This window comes from Verrucomicrobiia bacterium, assembly GCA_019634625.1.
In the GTDB taxonomy this organism is placed as follows: Bacteria; Verrucomicrobiota; Verrucomicrobiia; order Limisphaerales; family CAIMTB01; genus CAIMTB01.
In genome coordinates this window covers 80,828-105,422 of sequence record JAHCBA010000017.1, presented here as the reverse complement: position 1 = coordinate 105,422, position 24,595 = coordinate 80,828, and the positions used below count along the sequence as shown (strand labels likewise).

Here is a 24,595-nt window from a genome sequence, read left to right as displayed (position 1 = left end):
CTCCCGGCTACTCCACAACGATCCGGTAGAAGAATCGCGTCCCGTCCACATTGGCATCCGTGAACACCGCCACCGGCCCGTCCGCCACCACCGAGCCGATCGTCTGCCATCCCTCCGGATCCGCCAGATCCGCCGTGCACTGAATCAAGTACCGGAGTCCCGGCGCCGCCCGCCACCGCAACGCCCGCCCCTCCGTCCTGGGCTCGATCCCCGTCATGCGCAACACATCCTCCGGATCCGCCGGATTCGTCCACACCCGCAGCTCCTCCTCGTTGGTCATGCCATCCCCGTCCGTGTCCTCCGCCGCATTCACCCGTACCCCGGGCCCAAACGCCAGAATCTCCCATGCGTCCGGCAGCCCGTTCCCGTCCAGATCCTCACCCAATCCCGAATCCACCGCCCCATGCACCACCGACCGCAGCGGATGGTGCCCAAGCGACGCCGCCGGCTCATGCACCGCGGAACGCGCCGGATCGTGCTGCAACGAACGGTCCGGGGTGTGCACCTGCTCCGATCGCAGAACATCATGCACCAGCGACTTCAACGGCTCGTGCGCACTCGACACCGCCGCCAAATGCACCGCCGACCGTGCCGGATCATGGCCCTCCGACAACGCCGCACCGTGGCCCGCCGATTCCAGCGGCGCATGCACCGCCGACCGCAGGGCGTCATGCGCCAGCGACCGCTCCGGCGAATGAAACGCCGGGCGCCGCGGATCGTGCATCCCCGACTGCTCCACCGTGTGCAACCCCGATCCTACGCTGTCGTGCCCAAGCGACGCCGCCGGCTCGTGCTGAACCGACTTCAACGCATCGTGCAACCCCGACCCCACCGGGTCGTGATGCCGCGACATCAACACCGAATGCACGTCCGACAACAACGGCTCATGACCCAGGGACGTCCCCGGCAGGTGCAATCCCGATACCGCCGCATCATGCAGCCGCGACGCTTCCGCCCCGTGGTGCACCGACATCAACGGTGAATGCACCACCGATCGCAACACCAGGTGCCGCCCCGATTCCACCGGCTCGTGAATCATCGAACGGACCGCGTCGTGCCGCGCCGAGTCCGCCGCCACGTGCTGCCCGGACCACAACGGATCATGGATCGCCGAGGCCAGCGCATCATGCCCGCGAGACGCCAGGGGCTCATGCACCACCGAGAGCGCCGCATCATGCAACCCGGACAACGCCGCCCCATGCTGGGTCGATCGCGCCACCTCGTGAATCGCCGACCGCAACGGCCCATGCTGCTGCGACAGCGCCGTCGTATGCACCTCCACCGACCGGTCCGGTTCATGCACCCCCGACAGCGCCGCGTCATGCCGCCGCGATCCGTCCGCCTCATGGTGCGCGCTCATCAGTGGCGAATGCACCGCCGACCGCAACGGCTCATGCACCCGGCTGTTCGCCGCCTCATGGATCAGCGAGACCGCCGGATCGTGCGCCGCCGACAGGTCCGGCCGATGCCCCGCAGACCAGAACGGATCGTGAACATCCGATCGCAAGGCCCCGTGCAACTCCGACCGTCCCACCGCATGCACCATCGACACGGCCGGATCGTGCACCACCGAATCCTCGGGGCGATGTGCCACCGACCACAACGGATCGTGCACCACCGACTGCAGGGCATCGTGCCCCGTCGAACGGATCGACGAATGCACCATCGACCGCGCCGGATCATGCACCGCCGAGTCCGTGGCATCATGCCCGCTGGACAGGAATGGAGAATGCAACGCCGACCGCAATGCCGCATGCCCGGCACTCGCCTCCGGCCGGTGGATCATCGAAAGCCCCGGATCGTGCCTGCGCGATTCCGCCACCGCGTGCCCCGCCGATCGCACCGGATCGTGGATCAACGATGTCCACGCATCGTGCATCACCGACCGGTCCGCCCCATGCACCGTCGAAATCGCCGGATCGTGCCCGGCCGAAACCTCCGGCCGGTGCTCCCGGGACCACACCGGATCGTGCAGATCCGATCGCAACGCCCCATGCAATCCGCTCACCTCCGCCCGATGCACCAGCGACACCGAGGGATCATGGACCCTCGATTCGGTGATCAGATGCTGCACCGACCCCACCGGGTGATGGTGCACCGACCGCAGCACGTCGTGCCCCACGGAAACCGAGACACCATGCAGCATCGATCGGGCCGGGTCGTGCGTTGCCGACACCTGCACCGTATGCGCCGAGGACAGGAAGGGAGCATGCAACGCCGAACGCAACGCCCCGTGCTCGGCCGATAGCTCCGGCCGGTGCAACATCGAGATCCCCGGATCATGCACGGCCGATTGCTCCGTTCCATGCACCGAGGACCGCAGCGGATCGTGCAGCAACGACGCAAACACCTCGTGCAACCCCGACCGCTCCGGCGCATGCACCACCGACACCGCCGGGTCGTGCAGCCCCGATGCCTCCGGCCGATGCTCGGCCGACCACACCGGATCGTGGATGTCAGAGGCCAGCGGCCGATGCAGCAGGCTCCGGTCCACCGCGTGCCACACCGACAAACACGGGTCGTGCTGTCCCGGTTCCACCGTCGGAAGCGGCCTTTCCACAAATAGCTCGAACGCGCCCGCCGCCTCGAAGGTATCGCCCGGCCCCGCCGGAACCCGCGAGACCACCGCCAGGACCCGCACCGCCTCCCGCACCCGCATCGACTGATCCCCCAACCCCACGTCCAGCACCAGGTCCAGGAAGGCATTTCCCTTCCCTTCCGCCGTCAGTGGCGGCAAATCGATCCGCCCTGACTGGACGTTCTCCGCCTCCTCGAGAACTCCCGTGCTCCGGCAGAATGGCCAAACCCTCGGAGACCGCACTCGTACCACCACCGGTCCCCACCGCGATTCACCCGCCAATTCAAGCTGCGCCAACTCGATCGGGATCTCGTCCAGCAGGTTCCCGTTGTCATCCGTGACGGCGTTGATCTGCAGCGCCATCAGACTCGCCCCCGCCAGTTGAATCACCTGGGGCGCACCCTCGGGCGGATGCAACTCGATCGTTCCCCGTGTATTCGCCACACCCGACGCCGGACGAACCGTCGTGTCGCTGTCCGTATCTCCAGGCGGCCGCGTGCCCCCGGCATCGGGAACGATCGTCAGCCGGCCCACCCGGAATCCCGTCCTCTCCAACGGCTGCCAGATCGACCGCAGCGGATCGTGCAATCCCGACAAGTCCGCCTGATGTCCCGACGACCACCGGGGATCGTGCCGGACCGAATTCTCCGGGTTGTGCGCCATCGACCACGCCGGATCGTGCCCCCCGGAACTCGCGGCGTCGTGGCGCCCGGACGCGAACGGAGAATGAACCGCCGACCGCAGCGGTTCGTGCCCGGCCGAACGCATTGGCTCATGCACCGCCGAACGGGCCGCATCGTGAATCCGCGACTCCTCCGGCCGGTGCATCCCCGACCAGACCGGATCATGGACCGCCGAACGCAGCGCGTCGTGCTGCAACGAAGCCTCCGGCCGGTGCAGCACCGACCGGACCGCGTCATGCACCTCCGACTCCGCCGGGCGGTGCGTCCGGCTCCATACCGGATCATGCACCAGCGAAAACCGCGGATCGTGCTCCGCCGACCGCTCCGGCTGGTGGACCCGCGATGTCGCCACCTCATGCACCGCCGACCGCGCCGCGTCATGGAGCCGTGATTCGAACGGCGTGTGCAGCAGCGAACGCAACGCCTCATGCGCCGCCGACAACCCGGCTTCATGCTGCATGGACAACGCCGGATCGTGCCCGCGCGAATCCGCCACCGCATGCTGCACCGACATCACCGGAGCATGCAGCGCCGACCGCAGCGGATCGTGCAGCGCCGACAGCCGCGCCTCATGCACCATCGACCGCGCCGCATCGTGAATTCCCGATCGCTCGGGCCGGTGCCGTTCCGACCACACCGGATCGTGCACCGTCGAGGTCAGCGCGTCGTGCAACGCCGACCGCTCCGGCCGGTGCAGCGTCGAGCGGACCGCGTCATGCACCAGCGACGCCGCCGGTTGATGCTCCCCGGACCATACCGGGTCGTGAATCACCGAGGCCCGCGGTTCATGCACGTTCGAGCGCATCGGATGATGCACCGCCGACACCCCCGCGTCATGACGCTCCGACTGCCATGGCGTATGCACCGCCGAACGCACAGGCTCATGCGCCCCCGACCGCGCCGGATCGTGCACCACCGACAACACCGCATCATGAACCCGCGATTCCGCAGCCTCGTGCCGCTCCGACCACACCGGATCGTGAATGTCCGAAATCAGCGGTCGGTGCAGCCGGGAACGATCCGGAACATGCACCGCCGACACCGCCGGATCATGCTCCGCCGAGGCCTCCGGACGATGCTGCCGCGATCGGACCGGATCGTGCACCCTCGAAGCCACCACCTCATGCACCCGGGACTCCGCTGCCCCGTGCACCCGCGATACCACCACATCGTGCTCCCTCGATAGGACAAGATCGTGCAACACCGAGCCGCCCGTCTCGTGCAGCACCGAGCGGATCGCCTCATGCACCGTGGACACCCCCACCCGGTGCACCGCCGAACGTCCCGGCTCGTGGATCGCCGATACCACCGGATCGTGGCCACCCGATCCCGCCGGATCGTGCTCCGCCGACATCAGCACGGAGTGCAGCACCGACGCCACCGGACGATGCAGTCGCGACAGACCCGGATCGTGCAGGTTGGACCGCAATACGTCATGCAACTCCGAGGCCGCAGCCTCGTGCCTGGCCGAACGCACCGGATCGTGGCCCAGCGACCGCAGCGGCTCGTGCGTGCGCGACTCCTCCGGACGATGCAGCACGGAAGCCGCCGGATGATGAATCGCGGACCGCGCCGCATCGTGATCCCGGGAAAACGCCGGATCGTGAAGCGCCGAAATCAGCGGCACATGCACCCGGGAACGGTCCGCCTCGTGAACCGCCGACTTCGCCGGGTCGTGCCATTCGGAGGTCGCCACCGCGTGCACCGCCGATCGAACCGGATCGTGCACCCCCGACAACCCCGCCTCGTGCCGCCGCGATCGCACGGGATCGTGCAACAGCGACGCCAGAGGATCGTGCAGCCGGGAACGCGCCGGCTCGTGCAGATGCGAGGACACCACCTCGTGAACCTCCGACCGCTCCGGCCGGTGCTGCCGCGACCACCATGGATCGTGCACCTCCGACCGCAGCGGCTCATGCACGATCGATTCCTCCACCCGGTGAATCCGTGACACCACCGCATCGTGCGCCCCCGACACCGCAGGCTCATGGGCCGCCGACCGGCCCGCGTCATGGAAGATCGACCGAACCGGCTCATGCACCACCGACAACGCCGGATCATGCCCCAGCGACTGCTCAGGCCTGTGCTCATCCGACATCACCGGCGAATGCAGGAACGATCGCGAAGGAACATGCATCTCCGATCGAACCGGCCGGTGCAGGCTGCTCACCAGGGCATCATGAACCCGCGACCGCACCACCTCATGGTGACCCGACCAGAGCGGATCATGCCCCAGGGAGATCAGCGCCTCGTGCCCTCCCGACAACGTCGGCGCATGCACCACCGACACCGCCGGATCGTGCACCCGCGACACCTCGGGATCATGCTGGTCCGACCACACCGGATCATGAATGTCCGAGGTCAGCGGACGGTGCATTCGCGAACGGTCCGGCACATGCACCGCCGACAACGCCGGATCGTGCGCTTCCGACCGGATCGCGTCGTGCACCCACGACTGCCTCGGATCATGCAACGCGGATCGCAGCACCCCGTGCTCCACCGAATCCTCGATCCGGTGCTGCCTCGAAGCCCCCGGATCGTGCGTCGCCGACGTGCTCGGAACATGCGTCATCGACAGCACCGGATCGTGCTCCGCCGACGGCCCCGGAAGGTGCAACCGCGACAGCACCGGACCATGCAGTGCCGAAAGCAGCGCCTCGTGCAGTCCCGAAAGATCCTGCCGGTGCACCACCGACCGCGCCGGGTCATGCCAGACCGACCGCACCGGATCGTGGCGCCGCGAACGAACCGGGTCATGCACCACCGACCGAAGCGGTTCATGCGCCGCCGATCGCACCGGGTCGTGCAGAATCGAGGCCGCCGCGTCGTGCAGTCGCGAGTCAGCATCGCCGTGCTGCCGCGACCAGTGGATGTCGTGGATCACCGACCGGCGCGGATCGTGACCCGGCGACATGGACGGCTCATGCCACATCGACATCACCGGTGCATGCTGCGCCGACTGCGCCGGCTGATGGGCCGCCGACCGGACCGCGTCGTGCACCACCGAATCCACCGGGTCATGAAGGATCGAACCCAGCACGTCGTGACGCGCCGACACCCCGGGCTGATGCTCCGCCGACAATACCGGCGAATGCAGCACCGACTCCAACGCCCCGTGTATCGCCGACCGCCGCGGATCATGAAGCCGGGATCGTACCACTTCATGGGTCGCCGAGGCTTCCGGCCGGTGTTCCCTCGACCGCAGAACGTCATGCACCACCGACGTGAGGACCCCGTGCTCACGCGATTCCGCCGCCGTGTGGAAGGTGGATTGCACCGGCTCATGCTCGACCGACTGCGCCGGCTCGTGCTGACGTGACCATACCGGATCATGCAGATCCGACCGCAATGGCGCGTGCAGCGACGAATCCGCCACCGTATGGGCCACCGATATCGCCGGATCGTGACGCCGCGATTCGAAGGGGGAATGAATCTCGGATCGCTCCGGACGATGCAGCAGCGACCTCAACACCTCGTGCGTCGCGGAGGCCCTCGGCTCATGCGCTGCCGACCGGGCGGGCTCATGCACGCCCGACGTCGCCGGCACATGGGCCATCGAGAATGTGGCGTCATGCCCCGCGGAGTCCCCTGGCAGATGCTGCGATGACAGGAAGACGGTGTGAAACAGGGACGCCAGCGGCTCGTGCGCCCCCGACCGGCCCGGGTCATGGATCCGGGACCGGAAGACGTCGTGCCGCCGCGAACGCATCGCGTCGTGCTGGTGGGACCCGCGCACGTCATGCAACAGCGATTCCAGCGGGTCATGCATCGCCGAGGCATCCGGTTCGTGAACGATCGAATGGACCGGATCATGCCATTCCGATGCCTCCGGCCGGTGCATTCCCGACCACCACGGATCGTGCACCACCGACCGCAACGGGTCGTGTCCCGCCGAAACGCCGGGCGCATGCACCGCCGACAACGCCGGGTCGTGCTGCGCCGAAACCGCCGTCGCATGCGCCGCCGAACGCGCGATGTCGTGCAGCAGCGAGCGCGCCGGTGCATGGCCGCCCGAAAGCTCAGGACGATGCTCCGCCGACTTCTCCGGCTCATGCACCGCCGACAATGCCGCGCCATGCGTCACGGAGCCTTCCGGCCCATGCGAGGCAGACACCACCGGAGCATGCAGAGTCGAGGCCAGCGGGTCGTGCACCTCCGACCGCTCGACCGCATGCAGCATCGATACGCCCGGCTCGTGCACCGCGGACCGCCCCACCGCGTGATGTTCCGACAGCACCGGACTATGCACCGCCGAGTCGAATACCCGGTGCAGCCGGGATCGCTCCGCATCATGAAAACTCGATCGCTCGGGCGAATGCACCGCCGAGTCCGCCGGCTCGTGCCGCGATGACCACCACACATCGTGCCCCACCGAGGCCAACGGCTCATGCACCGCCGACCGGTCCGGACGATGCACTCCCGACAACGCCGCATCATGGACCGGCACCTCCACCACCGCCTCCGACCGCGCCGGCACATGCAGCAGAGAGCGGACCGGATCGTGCATGGCCGAACGCTCCGGCCGATGGAGCGCCGAACTGCCCGGGTCGTGCCGTTGTGAAAGGTCCGGATCGTGTCCGGCCGATCGCACCGGATCGTGCAGATCCGACTGAAGCGCCTGGTGCGCCGCCGACCGTTCCACCGCGTGAACTCCCGACACCGAGGGATCGTGGACCAGCGAATCCTCAGGCCGATGCTGCGCCGAGCGGGCCGGGGCATGCACTTCCGACCGCGCCGGATCGTGCGTTGCCGAGGTCGCCGGCTGATGAAGCTTGGATCGCGTCGGATCGTGGGCCGTCGAGTCCTCCGGGCGATGACGCTCCGAGCGGAACACATCATGCACCTCCGACCGCAGCGGATCGTGTTGGAGGGATCGATCGGGAAGATGCACCGCGGACCGCGCCGGATCGTGCACCGCCGAATCCTCCGGGCGATGCAGGGCCGATCGATCCGGCCTATGCACCACGGAGCGGATTGCATCGTGCACGACCACCCCCCCATCGGCCGCTAGGACCCCTCCCGGCAAACCCGACACCATGAGAAGGACGCAGCCAGCCCGGAGCAGGGCCGGCAAGGACGCAGCGGATCGCTTCATGGTCACCTCCCTTTCCCAACAGAAACCCTACTGGCTGTCAGTAGTGTCTGTTGGGAATGGGCGGCAGGCTGAACCGACGATCCGGCGCGATCAAGCAGAAACATGCCGCGCCACGAAGCCCCCAATCCGCCATCGCCGCCACTTCGTCACGCCACCAGGGCCAGGATCGACGGCGAATCCGTCGGCACCCACGCCCATGCCGTGGTCGGACTCGGACGCAGCCACGCCTCCCGCAAGCGGGCCAGCTTCTCCTCCACGATCGCCAGGCGCGCCTCCACCCCGCGAAGTTCCTCGCGGCGCGGCCAGATGAACCGATCCGAAATCCACCGCGCATCCCCCGTCGCCCCAATGATCCTCTCCCGCAATCGCAACGCCTCGATCTCCCGTTCCAGTTCCTCCTTGCGACGCCGATCCGTCCGCAACAACTGGACAAACGTCTCCATCGTGATCCGGATGGCCTCGGGAATCTCCTCTTGCGCTTTCATACGTCACGCCTCGGTTCAACGTCGCGACCCTCTCCCCGTGCATTTCGCCCTGAGCCAGATGCTCGCAACACCGATTACATAATCACTCTGCCTAGATCATGACAAGTAGTGAATTTCCGTTATCCACAAAGTCCCCGATCCACCCCGTTCCGTCCCTTGACTTGCTCCCCCGACCCTCCGGAGACTCCGCGCCCCATGTCCGAGCCGAAGGAAAACCCGCTGATGGAAAAGATCGTGTCCCTGTGCAAGCGACGGGGCTTCATCTTCCAATCCTCCGAGATCTACGGAGGCATCAACGGCTTCTGGGACTACGGCCCGCTCGGCGCCGAGTTGAAGCGCAATGTCAAGGACCTCTGGTGGCGCGCCATGACCCGGCTGCGCGATGACGTCGTCGGACTCGAGGCGACCATCATCATGCATCCCCAGATCTGGAAGGCCTCGGGCCATGTGGACACCTTTGCCGACTTCATGCGGGAGTGTCCCATCACCAACAAGCGCGTCCGCGCCGACCAGGTGGACCCCCAATCCGGCCTCCTCCATCGCTTCCGGGGCGCCCGCTCCCCCTCCACGGGCTGGACCACCGACAAGCCCTTCGCCGTCCTCCTCAAACCCAACGAAAAGATCGAGATCGCCCGGCGTCGCGCCCGCGTCTTCTACGGGCTGGCAGGCCCTTGGGACCAGGTCGGGGACAAGTACACGCTCGAACTCCTCGAGGATCCCCCGGAGCCCTTGGAAAACTCGGTCGACTTCCACCCGGAAACCGGCTGCGAACTCACCCCGGCCCGGGCCTTCAACCTGATGTTCAAGACCCACTACGGGCCCGTCGAATCCGACGACAACCTCGCCTACCTGCGGCCGGAAACCGCCCAGGCGATCTTCGCCCAGTTCAAGAACGTCCTCGAAACCTCCCGCCGGAAGATCCCCTTCGGCATTGCCCAGGTCGGCAAGGCCTTCCGCAACGAGGTCACCCCGCGCAACTTCACCTTCCGCTCCCGCGAATTCGAACAAATGGAGCTCGAGTTCTTCATCGCCCCGGATGAAGCCATCGAGGCCATTCATGGCCGCGTCGCCCAGCCTTCCAGCCCCGGCCATCCCGGCTCCCCCCAACCCGACTGGGGCTGGCGCATGTGGCACCAGTACTGGGTCGAGGAACGCATCCGCTTCTACGAATCCATCGGACTCCCCCGCACCCGCCTCGAGGAATACTGGCAGAAGCCCGCGGAACTGGCCCACTACGCCCGCGCCACGGTCGATCTCCTCTACCAGTTTCCCTTCGGCACCCAGGAACTCGAGGGCATCGCCGCCCGCGGCGACTTCGACCTGTCCCAGCACCAGCGCTTCTCCGGCAAACCCATGGGCGTGTTCGACGAGGATCTCCGCGCCGCCTGGTCCAAACTCGATGCCGGGCGCCAGCAGGCCCTCGCCCGCGGCTACCGCGAAGCCCGCCTTGCCTACTTCACCCATGCCGGCCTTTCCCCCGAGGACGCCGCACGCCAGGCCGACGAGGCCGCCGAGGGTCTCGCCCGTGGCCATTACATCCCCCACGTCATCGAACCGTCCGCCGGCGTCGATCGCCTTGTCCTGGCCCTCATCGCCCAGGCCTTCTCCGAAGACGAGGTGCCGGACGACAAGGGCAAACCCGAGATCCGCACCGTCCTCCGATTCCATCCGCGAATCGCCCCGGTCAAGGTCGCCGTCTTCCCCCTCCTGAAGAACAAACCCGATCTCGTCACCAAGGCCCGCCAGGTCCTGGAACTGCTGCGGCCGCACATGTACGCATTCTACGACGACGCCGGCGCCATCGGTCGCCGCTACCGGCGCCAGGACGAAGCCGGGACTCCGTTCGGCGTGACCATCGACTTCGAAACGCTCGGGGAAAAGGGCCCCGATACCGCCGACACCGTCACCGTCCGTGACCGTGATACCTGCACCCAGCAGCGACTCCCCATCGCCGACCTCCTCCCCTGGCTGCTCTCCCGCATCCAGTAGCCGCCGTCTCCCATCCCACGCTGCGAACGCCGGGGCTACGCCACGGCCGCTCCGTTCCGAAGGTAGTCCAGGTACCCGATCAGCCGCTCCCGCATCTCGCGCCGCGGCACCAGGGCATCGATCAGCCCGTGCTCGATCAGAAACTCCGCCGTCTGGAACCCCGGCGGCAGATCCGCCTGTGTCGTTGCCTCGATCACCCGCGGCCCCGCAAATCCGATCATCGCCCCCGGTTCGGCCAGAATCAGGTCTCCAAGACTGGCGTAACTGGCCATCACTCCCGCGGTCGTCGGGTGCGTCAGCACGCTGATGTAGGGAAGTCCCGCCGCCCCGTGATACGCCAGCGCCCCGCTGGTCTTGGCCATCTGCATGAGGCTGAACATCCCCTCGTACATCCTCGCGCCACCACTGGTGGACAAGATGACCACCGGGAGACGCCGGTCCGTGCCGGCTTCAATGAGGCGGGTCAGTTTCTCCCCCACCACCGCCCCCATCGACCCCCCCAGGAACGAAAAGTCCATCACCCCCAACGCCACCCGGTGCGGCCCCATCAGGCCCACCCCCGTCACCACCGCATCGCTCAGCCCCGTCCTCGTGTAATTGGCCTCAAGCTTCGACTCGTAGGTCGCCGCGCCGGAGAACCGCAGGATATCCACGCTCGCCAGATCCGCATCCATCTCCTGGAACGAACACGTCTCCACCAGCGCGTGAATCCGCTCCCTCGCCCCGATCGGAAAATGATGCTGGCACCGCGGACACACCTTCAGGTTCTCGTCCAGCTCCCGGTCGAAGATCATCGACGCGCACTTCGGGCACTTCGTCCACAGCCCTTCCGGAATCTCCTTCTTCCGCGGTCGTCCCGCCGCCATCTTGGGCTTTCGGAAAAACGCCGTGTCGCTGGGCACCGCCGGCGGACTGAAGGTCGGATCGAATTTCTCCATCGCCGGCCGTCGCCTGGGGAATCGCTCTTGGCTCATGATCGATTGTTCCTGCATCCGCTCCTGCGCCTGTTCCTGCGCCTGTTCCTGCATTCGGCCGCTCCGCTCCAGGTCACGGCTCCATCACCCCGCGGGCCACCGTCCACACCCCCACCCGCTCCGCCCCGGCCCGCCGGAGCGCCCGGGCCACCCCGCTGGTCGTCGCCCCGGTCGTCAGCACGTCGTCCACCACCAGCACCCGCCCGCCGATCGGCCCCGCCCCGGCCCGCACCGCAAAGGAACCGCCCACATTCTGAACCCGCTCCCTCCGGTCAAGCAAGGCTTGCGTCCGGGTCGCCCGCGTCCGCTCCACCCACCGCGTCCGCAACGGTATCCCCGTCGCCCGCGCCAGCCTCGCGCCCAACCGTTCCGCCTGGTTGAACTCCCGCTCCCGCAATCGCAACGGATGCAGCGGCACCGGCACGATCGCATCCCAATCCTCCCTCCTCACCCGCGGCAATGCCTCCCTCAATAACAGCCCCGCCAGAAACGGCTCAAACCACACCGCCCCCCGGTACTTGTAACGGTGAACGACATCCAGCAGGAAGGGCGTCGCCACCACCGCCGCTCGTGCCGCCTCGAAATGAAGCTCCATCTCCCCGCAATTCCCACACTCGAACGTCCCGGTCACCACCCCCTCATAGGGAAGTCCGCACCGCTCGCAATACGTCCCGCCCACCCATCTCACATGACCCGGACCTCCCGCGCATTCCGCACAGACATACCCCTCGTCGCGCCCCGCCTCCCCTTCCCCGCAAATGCCGCAGACATCCGGATACACCAGGGACAACGCCGCCTCGATCCAGTCCATCGCCCCAAGTGCCCGCCGCGTCTCACCCACGGGAATCCTCGGATTGTACAACTCTCCTCATGTCCTCCCATCGCCACCCGCAGCCCGGCGCCAGCGGTTCGTCCCCAGCGGTTCGTCCCCAGCGGTTCGTCCCCAGCAGTTCGTCGCCGGTGAATCGTCGCCGGTGAATCGTCGCCGGCCGGGTCGCACCTCACGCACGTCGCGAGGCTGCGGGTCAGTTATTCACCCGGTTTTTCTCCTCCCGATACTTCGCCCATCGCGCCTTCGCCGCCTCCGCAATCCGCGCCTTCGCCGCCGGACTCATCTGACGACGCTTCCGAGGCCCCATTCCTGCCGCCCTGACCCCGCGGGCAGGCCGCCCGCGCCGTGCCTTCCCGCCGCCCCCACCCTCCCCCCCGAACAATCCCGCCAGCTCCGCCTGGAGTGCCTCGATCTCCTGAATGATCTGTCCCGCCCGTTGAAGAGTCTCTGCGCTCGGAATCATGTCGAGAAGTTTCCTTTCGAAATTTGAACGCTACACAGACGCTACTCGGGGTCAATGGCAAAGACTGTCTTCAAGTCACTCCCGCCTGTGCCCGCAAAAAACCAGTGGTTCACCACGCCTTCGCGTGTTACTCCGCCCCCGGAAATGGCGGAGATTTGCACTGTGGCCGGAGACGCTCTGGATTTGGAACCGCGACCGTTCGGACCGTACCGACTGGAGGAACTCATCAATCGCGGGGGCTTCTCCGAGGTCTGGCTGGCCCGCGATTCGAATCGTCGTTCCCTGGCCATCCGGCGCCTGGTCAACACCTCGATGTTCCACTTCACCGAACGGAGCCGGTTCGGCCGCGGCTGCGAGATCCTCCGCCAACTCCAGGGCAACGACCTCATCATCGGTTACCTCCATCACGGGCGCATCGAGGGCTGCCCCTACCTCGCGATGGAGTACGTCGAGGCCTCCAACCTCAAACTCATCCTCGCCCGCTGTGATGACCTGCTCCAGGAATACCTCGGCAATATTCTCATCGACAGCGCCCGTGCCCTCGAACATGTCCACGACTCCGGGTACATGCACCTCGACTTCAAACCCGAGAACCTCCTGGTCACCCGCAACGCCAATATCAAACTCATCGATTTCGACCTCGCCCAACCCCGTCCCGACCAGCCCCGCAAAGCCTCCCGCAACCCCGGAACCCCGGCCTACATGGCCCCCGAGCAACTGCAGCGCCTTCCCTACGATCATCGGGTGGATATCTTCGCCTTCGGCGTCATGGCCTACGAACTCCTCACCCTCGAGAAACCCTTCCCGGGAGAATCCCCCGACGAGATCCTCCGGCGGCAACTCCACCGTTCCGACTTCCGCGTCCCCCGCGACATCAATCCGAACATCCCGCCCGCCCTCGAACGCATCGTCCTCAAATGCCTCGAACGGGATCCCGGCCAGCGCTACCCCTTCCTGAGCATCGTCGTCCGCGATCTCGAACGAGCCCTGTACGTCTGAGCCGGCGCCTGTCCCACGCACCTGTCCCCCAGCCGCCGCCCGCTTCACACGCTCCCGGCCAACCGACCCGCTTCCGGACCCTCCAAGCCGCCGCTTCCTGCCCCCGTCAGGGCCGCGTCCCCATCCTTCCACACCGGCTCCAGCCCCAGCGCCGCCAGCACCCCGGCCACCTCTCCCGCCGGCCGTTCATCCGCAATCTCGAACTGCCCCGTCGCCCCCGTCCTCCGTCCCGCCCCAGGCTCCCCTTCCCCCTCGCGAACCGCCACCCTCCGCCCGCGTTCGGTATAGTGCACCTTGTCCCGGCCCACACCCGTGTACCCGCCCGGCTCCGTGTGGCTCCCGGCGCTCATCAGGGTAATGCCCAGGGGAACCAATCCATCCCGCAACCGCGCCGGTTCCCGGGTCGATAACACCAATCCCACATCCGGCAGAAGGATCCGAAACGCGGTCACCAATTGCACCAGCTCCCGGTCTCCCAAAGGCCGCTCCGGCGTGTAGCCCCCGGCGCACGGACGCAACCGCGGCAGTGAGATCGTGATCTGTGCCTTCCAACAGTTCCGCAACAGCCACAACGCATGCGCCGCCACGGCCAGGGCCTCGGTCCGCCAGTCGGCCAATCCAAACAGCGCCCCGATGCCCAGCCTCCGGAACCCGGCCTGGTACGCCCGTTCCGGCGTGGCCAGGCGCCACTCGAAGTCCTTCTTCGGTCCCAAAGTGTGAACCGAGGCATACCGTTCGCGATCGTACGTCTCCTGGTACACCACCAGCCCTTCCGCTCCCGCCCCCACCAGCGGCCGATATTCGTCCGCCTCCATCGGCCCCACCTCCAGCGACACTCCCGGCACCAGCTTCGCAACGGCCCCCACGCACGCCTCCAGATACCCTTCCGACACAAACCGCGGATGCTCCCCGGCCACCAGCAGGATCTGACGGAATCCCTGGTCCCGAAGGGCCCGCACCTCGTGCGCCACCTCCTCCACGCTGAGCGTGACGCGCAGAATCGCATTATCCCGCGAGAAGCCGCAGTAGGCGCAGTTGTTGATGCACTCGTTCGACAGGTACACCGGCGCAAAGAGTCGGATCACCCGCCCGAACCGGCGCCGCGTCAGGGCCTGCGACCGCTGCGCCATCGCCTCCAGACACTCCGCCGCAGCCGGCGACAGCAACCGCGCAAACTCCCCCAACCCCAGTCCCTCCCCCCGGGCCAGCAGGGCGCGCACCGCCTCGGGACGGGTGCCCTCCGCCTCCGTCACCCACCGCCGCAGCGGCAATTCCCGGAATACGTCGAGAAATGGCATGCTCTGCCCCTCAGAATCCCAGCCGGGCCAGGACCTTCTCCAGCTCCACCTGGAAATCGCCGACATCCGCCGCCGAGGGCTGGTACCCCGGCGTCTTCGGGATCACCCCCAGCCTGCCATACTGATCGAGCTGCCACTCGGCTCCCTTCCCGTCCCGAAATGTCACCTTCCCGCTCGCCAGCGCCCCAGGCCGCGCCAGATCGTCCACCGTCACCGTCACCCGCCCGGGCGCCCCGCCCGTCGCCGCCCCTTCCGCGCCCCCGCCAACCAGCAGACCGGCTCCTCCCGCAGAGGTTCCGGTGCTCCCTCCCGCCTTGCCCCCCGCAGTTCCACCCCCGGTCGCAACAGCCGGAGCCGGAGCCGGCGCAACCGGCTTGGGATCCCGTGGCCGCAATTGCAGGTCGTCCAGCAGCATCCGGGCCTCCATGTAGGTCAGCCGGATCCCCAGTTCGTCGCCCAGCCGCGTTTGGATGTCGGCCACCTTCAGTCCCTGGTCGATCCATTCCCGCACCCGGGCCGCTTGTGTGTCGTCGAGCTTCATGTCGAGGAATACCGCCGCGCCCTTTATTGGCGCCGCCGCCGTCTTTTTCAATCCTGCGCCGTTCCCATCGCTGACGAGCTGTGCATCCCGGAGTTGTGGGTGAGGAGGCAGCGAATCGGAGGGACGAGCTCTGCGAGTCCTCAATCCAACGCTCCACACCGTTGCGGCCTCGTGGAACTCGGCCCTCCGAAGCACCGCTTGGCGGAGTTCCCCTCGTCCTATCCCTCGCCCGATCGCATCTCCGACAACATGGAGATTCGCCCCCGCCCGCCCCCCCGGCATGCCTCCCTTGACGTGCGGGGCCCCGGACTCCCAGCTTCCTGTCCCCGAAGCATGAACCGCCTCGTCCGACCCCGCTGCTCCGTAACGGTCTCCCTCGTACCGGAAGCCCGCGGCGGTCCGTTCATCTTTCACGGCGACCTGGACGTCGCCTGCGCCCGGGCGGCGGAGCTGGGATTCCACGCCATCGAACTCTTCCCGCCCGGCGCGGATGCCCTAGACGCCCGTCTGCTCCGTCAGGTGCTGCACCGCAACCGCCTCGCCCTCGCCGCCGTCGGCACCGGCGCCGGTTGGGTGACCCAGGGACTGTCCCTGACCGACCCCGACCCTGCGCAGCGCACCCGCGCCCAGGCGTACGTCGCCTCGATCGTGGATTTTGCCGGGGCGTTCGGTGCGCCGGCCATTCTCGGCTCGATGCAGGGCCGGGCCCTGGGCGAAGTGACCCGCGGCCAGGCCCTCGAATGGCTGGCTCAGGCGCTCGAACAACTCGCCCCCCGCGCCCATGCCCACGGCCAGCCTTTCCTCCTCGAACCCCTCAACCGCTACGAATCCAATCTCCTCAACACCGTCGAGCAGGCCCTCACCTTCCTGGCCACCCTACACTCCCGCAATGTCCGGATCCTCGCGGACCTCTTTCACATGAACATCGAGGAAACGTCCATCCCGGCCGCCCTCGAACGGGCCGGCGAGATCCTCGGGCACGTCCACTTCGCCGACAGCAACCGGACCGCCGTCGGCGGCGGGCACACCGCCATGGCCCCCATCATCGAGGCCCTGCGCGCGGTCGGCTACCGTGGCTACCTCTCCGCCGAGGTCTTCCCCCTGCCCTCCCCGGAGGAGGCCGCCCGACAGACCATCGAAAGTTTCCGTCGCTGGTTCGTCGCGTCCGGCTAGCCCCGCTCCGTCCTGCCGCCGTCCGTCCTCTCGAACGCCCGGTCGAGCAACGCCGCCTGCTCCTTCTTGTGCGCGTTGTTCGAGCCGGTCGCCGGACTCGCCGAAGCCGGGCGGCTCACGTAGCTCAAAGGAAACCGCCGCAACAGCCGGTTGCCCCACTGTCCCTTCAGGAACCGCAACGCCCCCATGTTGCCGGGCTCCTCCTGCACCCACCGGACCACCGTGCCCCGCTCGTACCCCTGCATCGCCTCCTGCAGGGCCGCCTCGTCCATCGGGTAAATCTGCTCCAATCGCACGATCGCCACATCGCCGCGCCCCTGTTCCTTCCTCCTCTCGACCAGCTCGTAATAGATCTTTCCGCTGCACAGCAGCACCGTCCGCACTTCCGATGGCGCCACCTCGGTGTCCCCCAGCACCCTCCGGAATCCCCCCCCGCTCAACTCCTCCCGCGCGGACACGCACCCCGGATGCCGCAACAGGCTCTTCGGCGTCATCACCACCAGCGGCTTGCGCCAGTTCCGCAGGACCTGGCGCCGCAGCAGATGGAAATACTGGGCGGGCGTGGTCGGGTAACACACCTGGATGTTGTCCTCGGCCGCCAGCGCCAGAAACCGCTCCAGACGCGCGCTCGAATGTTCCGGCCCCTGCCCCTCGAACCCGTGCGGCAGCAGCAGCACCAGCCCCGACAACCGCCGCCACTTGTCCTCTGCACTCACAATGAACTGATCGATGATCACCTGGGCCACGTTCGCAAAATCCCCGAACTGCGCCTCCCACAGCACCAGCCCGTCCGGCATGTCCAGACTGTACCCGTAGTCAAAACCCAGCACCCCGATCTCGCTCAGCGGGCTGTTCACCACCCCAAACGCCGCCTGCCCGGGACCCAGCTCCCTCAACGGTGTCCAGGTCGCCCCCGTCTCGATGTCGTGCAATACCGCGTGCCGATGGCTGAAGGTCCCCCGCGCCGCGTCCTGACCCGACAACCGCACCCGCCGCCCCGCCGCCAGCAGGCTCGCAAAAGCCAGCGCCTCGGCTGCCGCCCAGTCCAGACCCTGCCGGCCCGCCGCCATCTCCCGCCGCCCCTCCAACACCTTCACCACCTTCGGATGCGCCCGGAATCCCTCCGGCAGTTCCGTCTGCCTCGCCAGCCACCGTTCCACCTCCTCCACCGGAATCCCGGTCTCCCCGTCCGGAACGTCGCTCTCCCGGCCGCCCACGTACCGGCTCCGCGCCCAAATCCCCAGCAGACGCTCCGCCGGTGGCTGGTACCGCTCGCTGGTCGCCTCCCCCAATTCATCCTCCAACCGGCGCCGGCACTGCTCCGCAACCTGGTCCGCTTCCTCCCGCGTCACGCCCCCCAGCTTCAAGAGATGGTCCAGATACCCTTCCCGCACCGTCTTGCGCCGGGCAATCGTCCGGTACAGCAACGGCTGGGTGAACGCCGGCTCGTCCGTTTCGTTGTGGCCCAACCGCCGGTACCCGTACATGTCGATGAACACGTCCCGCTGAAACGCCGCCCGGAAATCCAGCGCCAGCCGCAAACACAGCGCAACCGCCTCCGGATCCTCCCCGTTCACGTGGAAAATCGGCGACTGCAGCATCTTCGCCACGTCCGTCGCGTAGGCACAGGATCGCGCCTCCCGCGGGCTGGTGGTGAATCCGATCTGGTTGTTCACGATGATGTGCAGCGTCCCGCCCACCCGGTAGCCGTCAAGCTGGCTCAGGTTCAGCGTCTCCTGCACCACCCCCTCCCCCGCAAACGCCGCATCCCCGTGGATCAGCAGCCCCATGCAGCTCCGTCGCCCCGTGTCCCCCACCCGGTCCTGCTTGGCCCGCACCCGCCCCAGCACCACCGGATTCACAAACTCGAGATGGCTCGGATTGAAGCACAGGGACAGATGCACCCGCCGCCCCGTGGTGGTGATCCAGTCGTTGCTGTGCCCCAGGTGATACTTCACGTCGCCCCGCCCGATGTAGAGATCCGGATCCTTGTCCGCGAACTCCCGGAAGATCTCCTTCGGACTCTTCCCGAGAATGTTGGCCAGCACATTCAACCGGCCCCGATGCGCCATCCCCAACACGATCTCCGCCACCCCCTGCGCCGCCGACTTCTCGATCGCCAGGTCCAGCAGCGGAATCAGCGTCTCCGACCCCTCCAGCGAAAAACTCTTGGCCCCGATGAACTTCCTCCGGATGAACTCCTCGAACATCACCGCATCCGTCAACCGCGTCAGAATCCGAAGCTGCTCGTCCTTCGACAACTGCATCCGCGTCTCGATCGGCTCGAGATGCCGCTGCAGCCAGCGGCGCACCTCGATGTCGTCGATGTGCATGTACTCCACCCCCACACTCCCGCAGTACGTGTCCCGCAGCCGCTGATGCAGTTCCCGCAACGGCATCTGCCGCCCGTTCTGAAACGTCCGGCACGACACCATCCGGTCCAGTTCCGCCTCGGAGAAATGAAAGTATGCCAGCCCCAGCTCCTCCGGCATCCGTGCCTTCTCCTGGTCCCGCCGCTCGTCGTGCAGCGGATCGAACCGCGCCACCACATGGCCCCGCACCCGGTGGTTCCGGATCATCTGCCCCACCCGGTCCTGAAACCCCGTCGCCTTGATGTCCTCCACCACCGTCTCGTCCGCCCCCCTCCCCACCCGGCCCGTCACCCGGTCGCCCTGCGCCGGTCCGGCCGGGTGAAACAGCCCGCGCGGCCCGATCGAAGGCCCCGTCCCCGCGCCCGTCGGCCACGCCTCGCCGTTCCCACCCTGACGGAAGTACGCCTGCCACTCCGGCGACACCGAGTCCGGATCGGATCGAAACACCTCAAAGAGCTCCTCGATATACGCGACATTCACCAGGTTCCCCGCGGACAACGCTTCATTCATGGCCGTGCACCGCCCGCAGGCTGACCGCACCAGCGCCCCTGTCAAACCCACGCGCCTCCCCGTCCCTTGCGCAATCCGCCCTTCCCGGCCCACATTGCCGGCGTCCGGTCGCTGCACCCCACATCCCTATCCCCATCCCAACCCCGCCCAAGCCTCCCAGGACCTCCTCCCATCCGCCCGATCCGATCATGAACCGCGGTTCTCCAGCCGATTCCAACCTTCCCCCGGTCATCGACGTCGAAATCGTCGCCCGCGATGGCGGCAATCCCCTCACCCCTGACGAACTCGCCGAACTGCGCTGGGCCCGGCACCTCCTCAGCCGGCCCGGCGTCGCCATCCGCCTCGCCAACATCGTCGGCGCCCCCATCGAAAAGGGCCTTCGCCTCCTCCCCCCCTCCGCCGCCCGCGTCGTCCATCGCGCCACCCGCCTCGCCCTCTCCCATGCCCTCCGCATCGCCGTCCACTCGCTCCCGGACACGCCGGTGCCCACCCCAAGAAACCGCTTCCATCGCTGGCTCGTCGGGGCGTCCGGCGCGGTCGGAGGCGCCTTCGGCCTGGGCGCCCTCGCCGTCGAACTGCCCGTCTCCACCACCCTGATCCTGCGCTCCATCGCCCAGATCGCCGCCAGCCAGGGCCACAGGCTCAGTGCCCTCGAAACCCGTCTCGCCTGCCTCGAAGTCTTCGCCCTCGGCGGCGACACCACCGCCGACAATGCCGCCGAAACCTCCTACTGGGCCGTCCGGGCCGCGCTTGGCCGCCTCGTCACCGAGGCCGCCAGCTCCCTCGCCGGCCGGGCCGCCTCCCTCGATGCCACCCCGGCCGCCGTGCGCCTCGTGGCCGCCGTCTCCGCCCGGTTCGGCCTCGTCGTCTCCGAACAGGTCGCCGCCAAGGCCGTTCCAGTCGTCGGTGCCGCCGCCGGCGCCGCCATCAACGTCGCCTTCATGAACCACTTCCAACTCATGGCCGAAGGTCACTTCATCGTCCGCCGCCTCGAACGCCAGTACGGCACCGAAACCGTCCGCCAGGCCTACGAATCCCTCTCCCAATCGTCCGACTCTTGAACCCTCCCCAGATGCCCGCCCGGGATCGCCTCCCCATCCACGCCTGCACCCGCGACCAGCTCGCCGACCGCCTCCGCGATTGGAACCAACCCGCCTGGCGCACCGATCAACTCCTCGACTGGCTCTACGCCAAACGCGCCTCCAACTGGTCCGATCTCAGCAACCTCCCCCGCACCCTCCGCTCCCGGCTTGCCGAGTCGTTCGACCTGTCCCTCCCCACCCTCGCCCGGCTCCAGGGTTCCGCCGATGCCACCCGCAAGTTCCTCTGGCGCCTTCAGGACGGTGCCCTCATCGAAAGCGTCCTCATCCCCGCCAATCCCGCCCTCTATGGCGACCGCGCCGACCGCCACACCCTCTGCGTCTCCACCCAGGTCGGCTGCGCCTACGGCTGCCGCTTCTGCGCCAGCGGCCTCGACGGATGGAAACGCAACCTCGGCCCCGACGAAATCGTCGGCCAGGTCCTCGCCGTCGAACGCTGGCACCGCTCCACCCCAACACCCACCCCCGCCGCCCCACCCCATCCCCCACCCTCCCGGTCCGCCCGGCTCATCGACAACCTCGTCATCATGGGCATGGGCGAACCCCTCGCCAATTACTCCGCCCTCCTCGCCGCCCTCCGCACCCTCAATGCCCCCTGGGGTGCCGCCATCGGCGCCCGCAAAATCACCGTCTCCACCAGCGGACTCGCCCCCCGCATCCGCCAGCTCGCCGCCGAACCCGAACAGTTCCGCCTCGCCATCTCCCTCCACGGCGCCACCGACGCCGTCCGCCAGCGCATCATGCCGGTCAATCGCAAATATCCCCTCCAGGAACTGACCGCCGCCTGCGAGGAATACCTTCGCCACAAGGGACGCATGATCACCCTCGAATACATCCTCCTCGTCGGGGTCAACGACGACCTCGCCCAGGTCCCGCCCCTCGCCGCCCTCGCCCGGCGCCTCCACGCCAAGGTCAATCTCATCCCCTACAACACGGTCGAAGGACTGCCCTGGTCACGCCCCGACGACGCCCATTGCCAGGCCTTCGCCTCCCTCCTCGATCGTGCCGGCATCCCCACCACCCTCCGCCTCGAAAAAGGCCACGACATCGCCGCCGCCTGCGGTCAACTCCGGCTCCAGACCGAGCGTGAGTCCGCCTGAGCGTCGTCCGTCGCCGGGCCGCCAATCTCGGTCCCGTGCATCCCGGAGTTGTGGGTGGAGGCGCGAACTTCGCGATGCATCGCCTCGGAGGGCCGAGTTCCACGAGGCCGCAACGATGGGGTGCGTTGGGATGAGGACTCGCGGATCTCGTCCCTCCGATTGGCTGTCTCCTCACCGACACCTTGGGGATGCACCAATCCCGGACCCTTTTTGCTGGGAATTCCCCGGGAGGCCGGTTCAACCTGCCGCCGTCACCTCAACGCCTGATTCCCTTATGGACTTCACCTTCAACTGCCCGAACTGCCAGCAGGAATTGGAAGTCGACATCTCCGCCGCCGGAACCCAGGTGGAGTGCCCGGCCTGCAATCGGAAGATGAACGTGCCCGTCCCGGAGGTGTCCCAGTTGCACGTCGCCCCCCATGGCGCCGGCACCGGCGCCCCGGACCCCAACCGCGAGGAGAAACACTTCGTCGTCCCCATCCACGATGGCCCCGCCGAGGTCCTCATCCAGAAGTCCGCCCCCACCCTCGAAGTCGCCGCCTCCGAGCCCGAAAAGAAACTCCGGGTGAAAACCTTCCGCCGCATCGACACCATGACGGTGAACAAGGATCACTTCGACGAGGTCGTCTCCGAATTCCTCCAGAAGGTCGGCCAGGACTACATCATCAGCGTCACCCCCATCACCTACACCTACAAGGACCTCTCCAGCGGCGCCTTCGTCACCGACTACGGCGCCATGGTCGTCTTCCGCGGTTGATCCGGCACCCACCCCCAGCCCCGGGTCGGACATCCTCCCTCTCCCCCCCCCATGACTCCGTTCATGGGGCCCCGCTGATTGACTAGCGGGTCAAGCCTTATTCCCCCCCCTGTGCCATCAGTCCTATCAGTCCTATCAGTCCCATCGGTCCCATCCATCCCCCGTCCTGTCCCCACACCGCGAAAGCTTTGACTCCCCGTTCCTGTCGCCTAGCCTCCCCTCCACGGACCCACATGCGCCATCGCGCTTGCTACCATGAGAATCGGCATCAACTCCTTCCTCTTTGTCTCCCCCTTCACCACCGACAGCGTCCGCCTGTTCCCCAAGTTCAAGAAGTGGGGCTTTGACACGGTCGAACTGCCCATCGAAGCCCTCGACCACATCGACCCCGTCAAGGTCAAGGCGGCCGCCGACAAGGCGGGTCTGGCCATCGGCAGCGTCTGCGCCTGCATGGGACCCGGCCGCGACTTCCGCGGCAATGCCGGCGAGCAGCGCACCGCCATGACCTACTGCCGCGGTCTCATCGACCACATGGTCGCCCTCGGCTGCCCCTCCCTCATCGGCCCCGTCTACAGCGTCGTCGGCCGCATCGGCGCCCACGACAACGACGAACGCAAGGCCCAGTTCGCCACCGTCGTGAAGAACCTCAAGCAGCTCGCCGCCTACGCCGAAGAGCGCGGTGTCCAGATCTGCATCGAGCCTCTCAACCGCTTCGAAACCGACTTCCTCAACACCTGCGACCAGGGCCTCAAGCTGGTCAAGGCCATCGCCAGCCCTGCCGTCCGCCTCCACCTCGACACCTTCCACATGAACATCGAGGAGAAAAACCAGGCCGCCGCCATCCTCAAGGCCGGCAAACTCCTCGGGCATTTCCACGCCTGCGGCAGCGACCGCGGCACCCCGGGCAACGATCACATCGACTGGAAACCCATCGCCGCCGCCCTCACCAAAGTCGGGTACCGCGGCGACATCGTCATCGAAAGCTTCACCACCGACGTCAAGGTCATCGCCCGCGCCGCCGCCATCTGGCGCAAGATGGAACCGACCCGCGACGAGATCGCCACCAAGGGTCTCCAGTTCCTTCGCCGCCTCCTCAAATCCAAATAATCCAGGCCGAAGCCCCCTCCGTTCGCCCCATCCTCCATGTCACTGCACCCTGTCGCCTCCCACGCCGAAAGCCTGCCCACCCTCGATGTCCTGGGCACCGTCACCCGCATCCTCCTCGACGGTAAGCAGACCCACGGCGCCTTCTCACTCGTCGAACTCATCGTCCCGCCCGGTGGTGGCATTCCCGCCCATGTCCACCACCGCGAAGAGGAGACCTTCCACCTCATCGAGGGCGAACTCGACATCACCTGCGGCCATCATTCGGTCCAACTCCGCTCCGGCGATACCTACTTCGCCCCGCGCGGCATCCCCCACGCCATCCGGGCCGACGGCGCCGCCCCTGCCCGGCTCCTGGTGACCATCACGCCGGCCGGCTTCGAACGCTTCTTCCGCGAAGCCGATGAACTGGCCGCCCGCGGCGAATGTTCCCCGGAGAATGTCATGACGGTCCTGCGCGATCGCTACGACTGCACCTTCCTGCCGTCCCCGGTCCCCGCCTGAGGCCCTCCTGATGTCCCCCTCGCGGCCTGCCCGGTCTC

The 24,595-nt window shown here is 67.4% G+C and carries 16 protein-coding genes; 8 read left to right on the top strand and 8 right to left on the bottom strand.

What is annotated here, in order from left to right; all coding sequences use genetic code 11:
• Positions 1 to 7: 7 nt before the first annotated feature.
• Positions 8 to 8,356 carry a hypothetical protein gene (locus tag KF833_12030; GenBank protein MBX3746024.1) on the bottom strand — a complete coding sequence of 2,783 codons (8,349 nt, stop codon included), beginning with the start codon at positions 8,354 to 8,356 and terminating at the stop codon, positions 8 to 10.
• A gap of 146 nt (positions 8,357 to 8,502) precedes the next feature.
• Positions 8,503 to 8,841: a hypothetical protein gene (locus tag KF833_12025; protein MBX3746023.1), complete on the bottom strand. Its 339-nt coding sequence runs from the start codon at positions 8,839 to 8,841 to the stop codon at positions 8,503 to 8,505.
• Between the two features lie 195 nt (positions 8,842 to 9,036).
• On the opposite strand from KF833_12025, the gene KF833_12020 reads away from it, so the two are divergent.
• On the top strand, positions 9,037 to 10,830 hold the full coding sequence (locus KF833_12020; GenBank protein MBX3746022.1) for a glycine--tRNA ligase: 1,794 nt from the start codon (positions 9,037 to 9,039) through the stop codon (positions 10,828 to 10,830).
• A 35-nt stretch (positions 10,831 to 10,865) separates the two neighbouring features.
• On the opposite strand, the gene accD is transcribed toward KF833_12020, so the two are convergent.
• From accD to KF833_12005, 3 genes are all read right to left on the bottom strand, one after another.
• Positions 10,866 to 11,804 carry an acetyl-CoA carboxylase, carboxyltransferase subunit beta gene (accD, locus tag KF833_12015; protein MBX3746021.1) on the bottom strand — a complete coding sequence of 313 codons (939 nt, stop codon included), beginning with the start codon at positions 11,802 to 11,804 and terminating at the stop codon, positions 10,866 to 10,868.
• A 73-nt stretch (positions 11,805 to 11,877) separates the two neighbouring features.
• On the bottom strand, positions 11,878 to 12,645 hold the full coding sequence (locus tag KF833_12010; protein ID MBX3746020.1) for a ComF family protein: 768 nt from the start codon (positions 12,643 to 12,645) through the stop codon (positions 11,878 to 11,880).
• Positions 12,646 to 12,829: 184 nt separating this feature from the next.
• Positions 12,830 to 13,099, bottom strand: coding sequence for a hypothetical protein (locus tag KF833_12005; GenBank protein MBX3746019.1), 270 nt, complete (start codon positions 13,097 to 13,099; stop codon positions 12,830 to 12,832).
• Positions 13,100 to 13,282: 183 nt separating this feature from the next.
• Here KF833_12005 and KF833_12000 point away from each other — a divergent pair, with 183 nt between their 5' ends.
• A complete protein-coding gene (locus KF833_12000; GenBank protein ID MBX3746018.1) occupies positions 13,283 to 14,098 on the top strand; it encodes a serine/threonine protein kinase in 816 nt (271 codons plus the stop codon).
• Between the two features lie 44 nt (positions 14,099 to 14,142).
• On the opposite strand, the gene thiH is transcribed toward KF833_12000, so the two are convergent.
• Both thiH and KF833_11990 read right to left on the bottom strand, forming a co-directional pair.
• A complete protein-coding gene (thiH, locus tag KF833_11995; GenBank protein MBX3746017.1) occupies positions 14,143 to 15,396 on the bottom strand; it encodes a 2-iminoacetate synthase ThiH in 1,254 nt (417 codons plus the stop codon).
• Positions 15,397 to 15,406: 10 nt separating this feature from the next.
• Complete coding sequence (locus KF833_11990) at positions 15,407 to 15,937, bottom strand: hypothetical protein (GenBank protein ID MBX3746016.1); 531 nt, start codon at positions 15,935 to 15,937, stop codon at positions 15,407 to 15,409.
• 333 nt (positions 15,938 to 16,270) lie between these two features.
• On the opposite strand from KF833_11990, the gene KF833_11985 reads away from it, so the two are divergent.
• Positions 16,271 to 17,110: a sugar phosphate isomerase/epimerase gene (locus KF833_11985; protein ID MBX3746015.1), complete on the top strand. Its 840-nt coding sequence runs from the start codon at positions 16,271 to 16,273 to the stop codon at positions 17,108 to 17,110.
• On the opposite strand, the gene KF833_11980 is transcribed toward KF833_11985, so the two are convergent.
• A complete protein-coding gene (locus KF833_11980) occupies positions 17,107 to 19,992 on the bottom strand; it encodes a 2-oxoglutarate dehydrogenase E1 component (GenBank protein MBX3746014.1) in 2,886 nt (961 codons plus the stop codon). The genes KF833_11985 and KF833_11980 overlap by 4 nt on opposite strands.
• Before the next feature lie 188 nt (positions 19,993 to 20,180).
• On the opposite strand from KF833_11980, the gene KF833_11975 reads away from it, so the two are divergent.
• From KF833_11975 to KF833_11955, 5 genes are all read left to right on the top strand, one after another.
• Positions 20,181 to 21,053, top strand: coding sequence for an EcsC family protein (locus tag KF833_11975; protein ID MBX3746013.1), 873 nt, complete (start codon positions 20,181 to 20,183; stop codon positions 21,051 to 21,053).
• A gap of 11 nt (positions 21,054 to 21,064) precedes the next feature.
• A complete protein-coding gene (rlmN, locus tag KF833_11970; GenBank protein MBX3746012.1) occupies positions 21,065 to 22,192 on the top strand; it encodes a 23S rRNA (adenine(2503)-C(2))-methyltransferase RlmN in 1,128 nt (375 codons plus the stop codon).
• 274 nt (positions 22,193 to 22,466) lie between these two features.
• Positions 22,467 to 22,949 carry a hypothetical protein gene (locus KF833_11965; GenBank protein MBX3746011.1) on the top strand — a complete coding sequence of 161 codons (483 nt, stop codon included), beginning with the start codon at positions 22,467 to 22,469 and terminating at the stop codon, positions 22,947 to 22,949.
• Positions 22,950 to 23,204: 255 nt separating this feature from the next.
• Positions 23,205 to 24,056: a sugar phosphate isomerase/epimerase gene (locus KF833_11960; protein ID MBX3746010.1), complete on the top strand. Its 852-nt coding sequence runs from the start codon at positions 23,205 to 23,207 to the stop codon at positions 24,054 to 24,056.
• A 36-nt stretch (positions 24,057 to 24,092) separates the two neighbouring features.
• Entirely contained in the window at positions 24,093 to 24,557 is a 465-nt protein-coding gene (locus KF833_11955) for a cupin domain-containing protein (GenBank protein MBX3746009.1), read from the top strand.
• The last annotated feature ends 38 nt before the right edge of the window (positions 24,558 to 24,595 follow it).

Coding starts and splice junctions, on each gene's coding strand:
- thiH (MBX3746017.1), bottom strand. CDS start 15,396: ATGCCATTTCTCGACGTATTCCGGGAATTGCCGCTGCGGCGGTGGGTG.
- KF833_11960 (MBX3746010.1), top strand. CDS start 23,205: ATGAGAATCGGCATCAACTCCTTCCTCTTTGTCTCCCCCTTCACCACC.
- KF833_12005 (MBX3746019.1), bottom strand. CDS start 13,099: ATGATTCCGAGCGCAGAGACTCTTCAACGGGCGGGACAGATCATTCAG.
- KF833_11975 (MBX3746013.1), top strand. CDS start 20,181: ATGAACCGCGGTTCTCCAGCCGATTCCAACCTTCCCCCGGTCATCGAC.
- KF833_11965 (MBX3746011.1), top strand. CDS start 22,467: ATGGACTTCACCTTCAACTGCCCGAACTGCCAGCAGGAATTGGAAGTC.
- accD (MBX3746021.1), bottom strand. CDS start 11,804: ATGAGCCAAGAGCGATTCCCCAGGCGACGGCCGGCGATGGAGAAATTC.
- KF833_12025 (MBX3746023.1), bottom strand. CDS start 8,841: ATGAAAGCGCAAGAGGAGATTCCCGAGGCCATCCGGATCACGATGGAG.
- KF833_11980 (MBX3746014.1), bottom strand. CDS start 19,992: ATGAATGAAGCGTTGTCCGCGGGGAACCTGGTGAATGTCGCGTATATC.
- rlmN (MBX3746012.1), top strand. CDS start 21,065: ATGCCCGCCCGGGATCGCCTCCCCATCCACGCCTGCACCCGCGACCAG.
- KF833_11990 (MBX3746016.1), bottom strand. CDS start 15,937: ATGAAGCTCGACGACACACAAGCGGCCCGGGTGCGGGAATGGATCGAC.
- KF833_11955 (MBX3746009.1), top strand. CDS start 24,093: ATGTCACTGCACCCTGTCGCCTCCCACGCCGAAAGCCTGCCCACCCTC.
- KF833_12020 (MBX3746022.1), top strand. CDS start 9,037: ATGTCCGAGCCGAAGGAAAACCCGCTGATGGAAAAGATCGTGTCCCTG.
- KF833_12030 (MBX3746024.1), bottom strand. CDS start 8,356: ATGAAGCGATCCGCTGCGTCCTTGCCGGCCCTGCTCCGGGCTGGCTGC.
- KF833_11985 (MBX3746015.1), top strand. CDS start 16,271: ATGAACCGCCTCGTCCGACCCCGCTGCTCCGTAACGGTCTCCCTCGTA.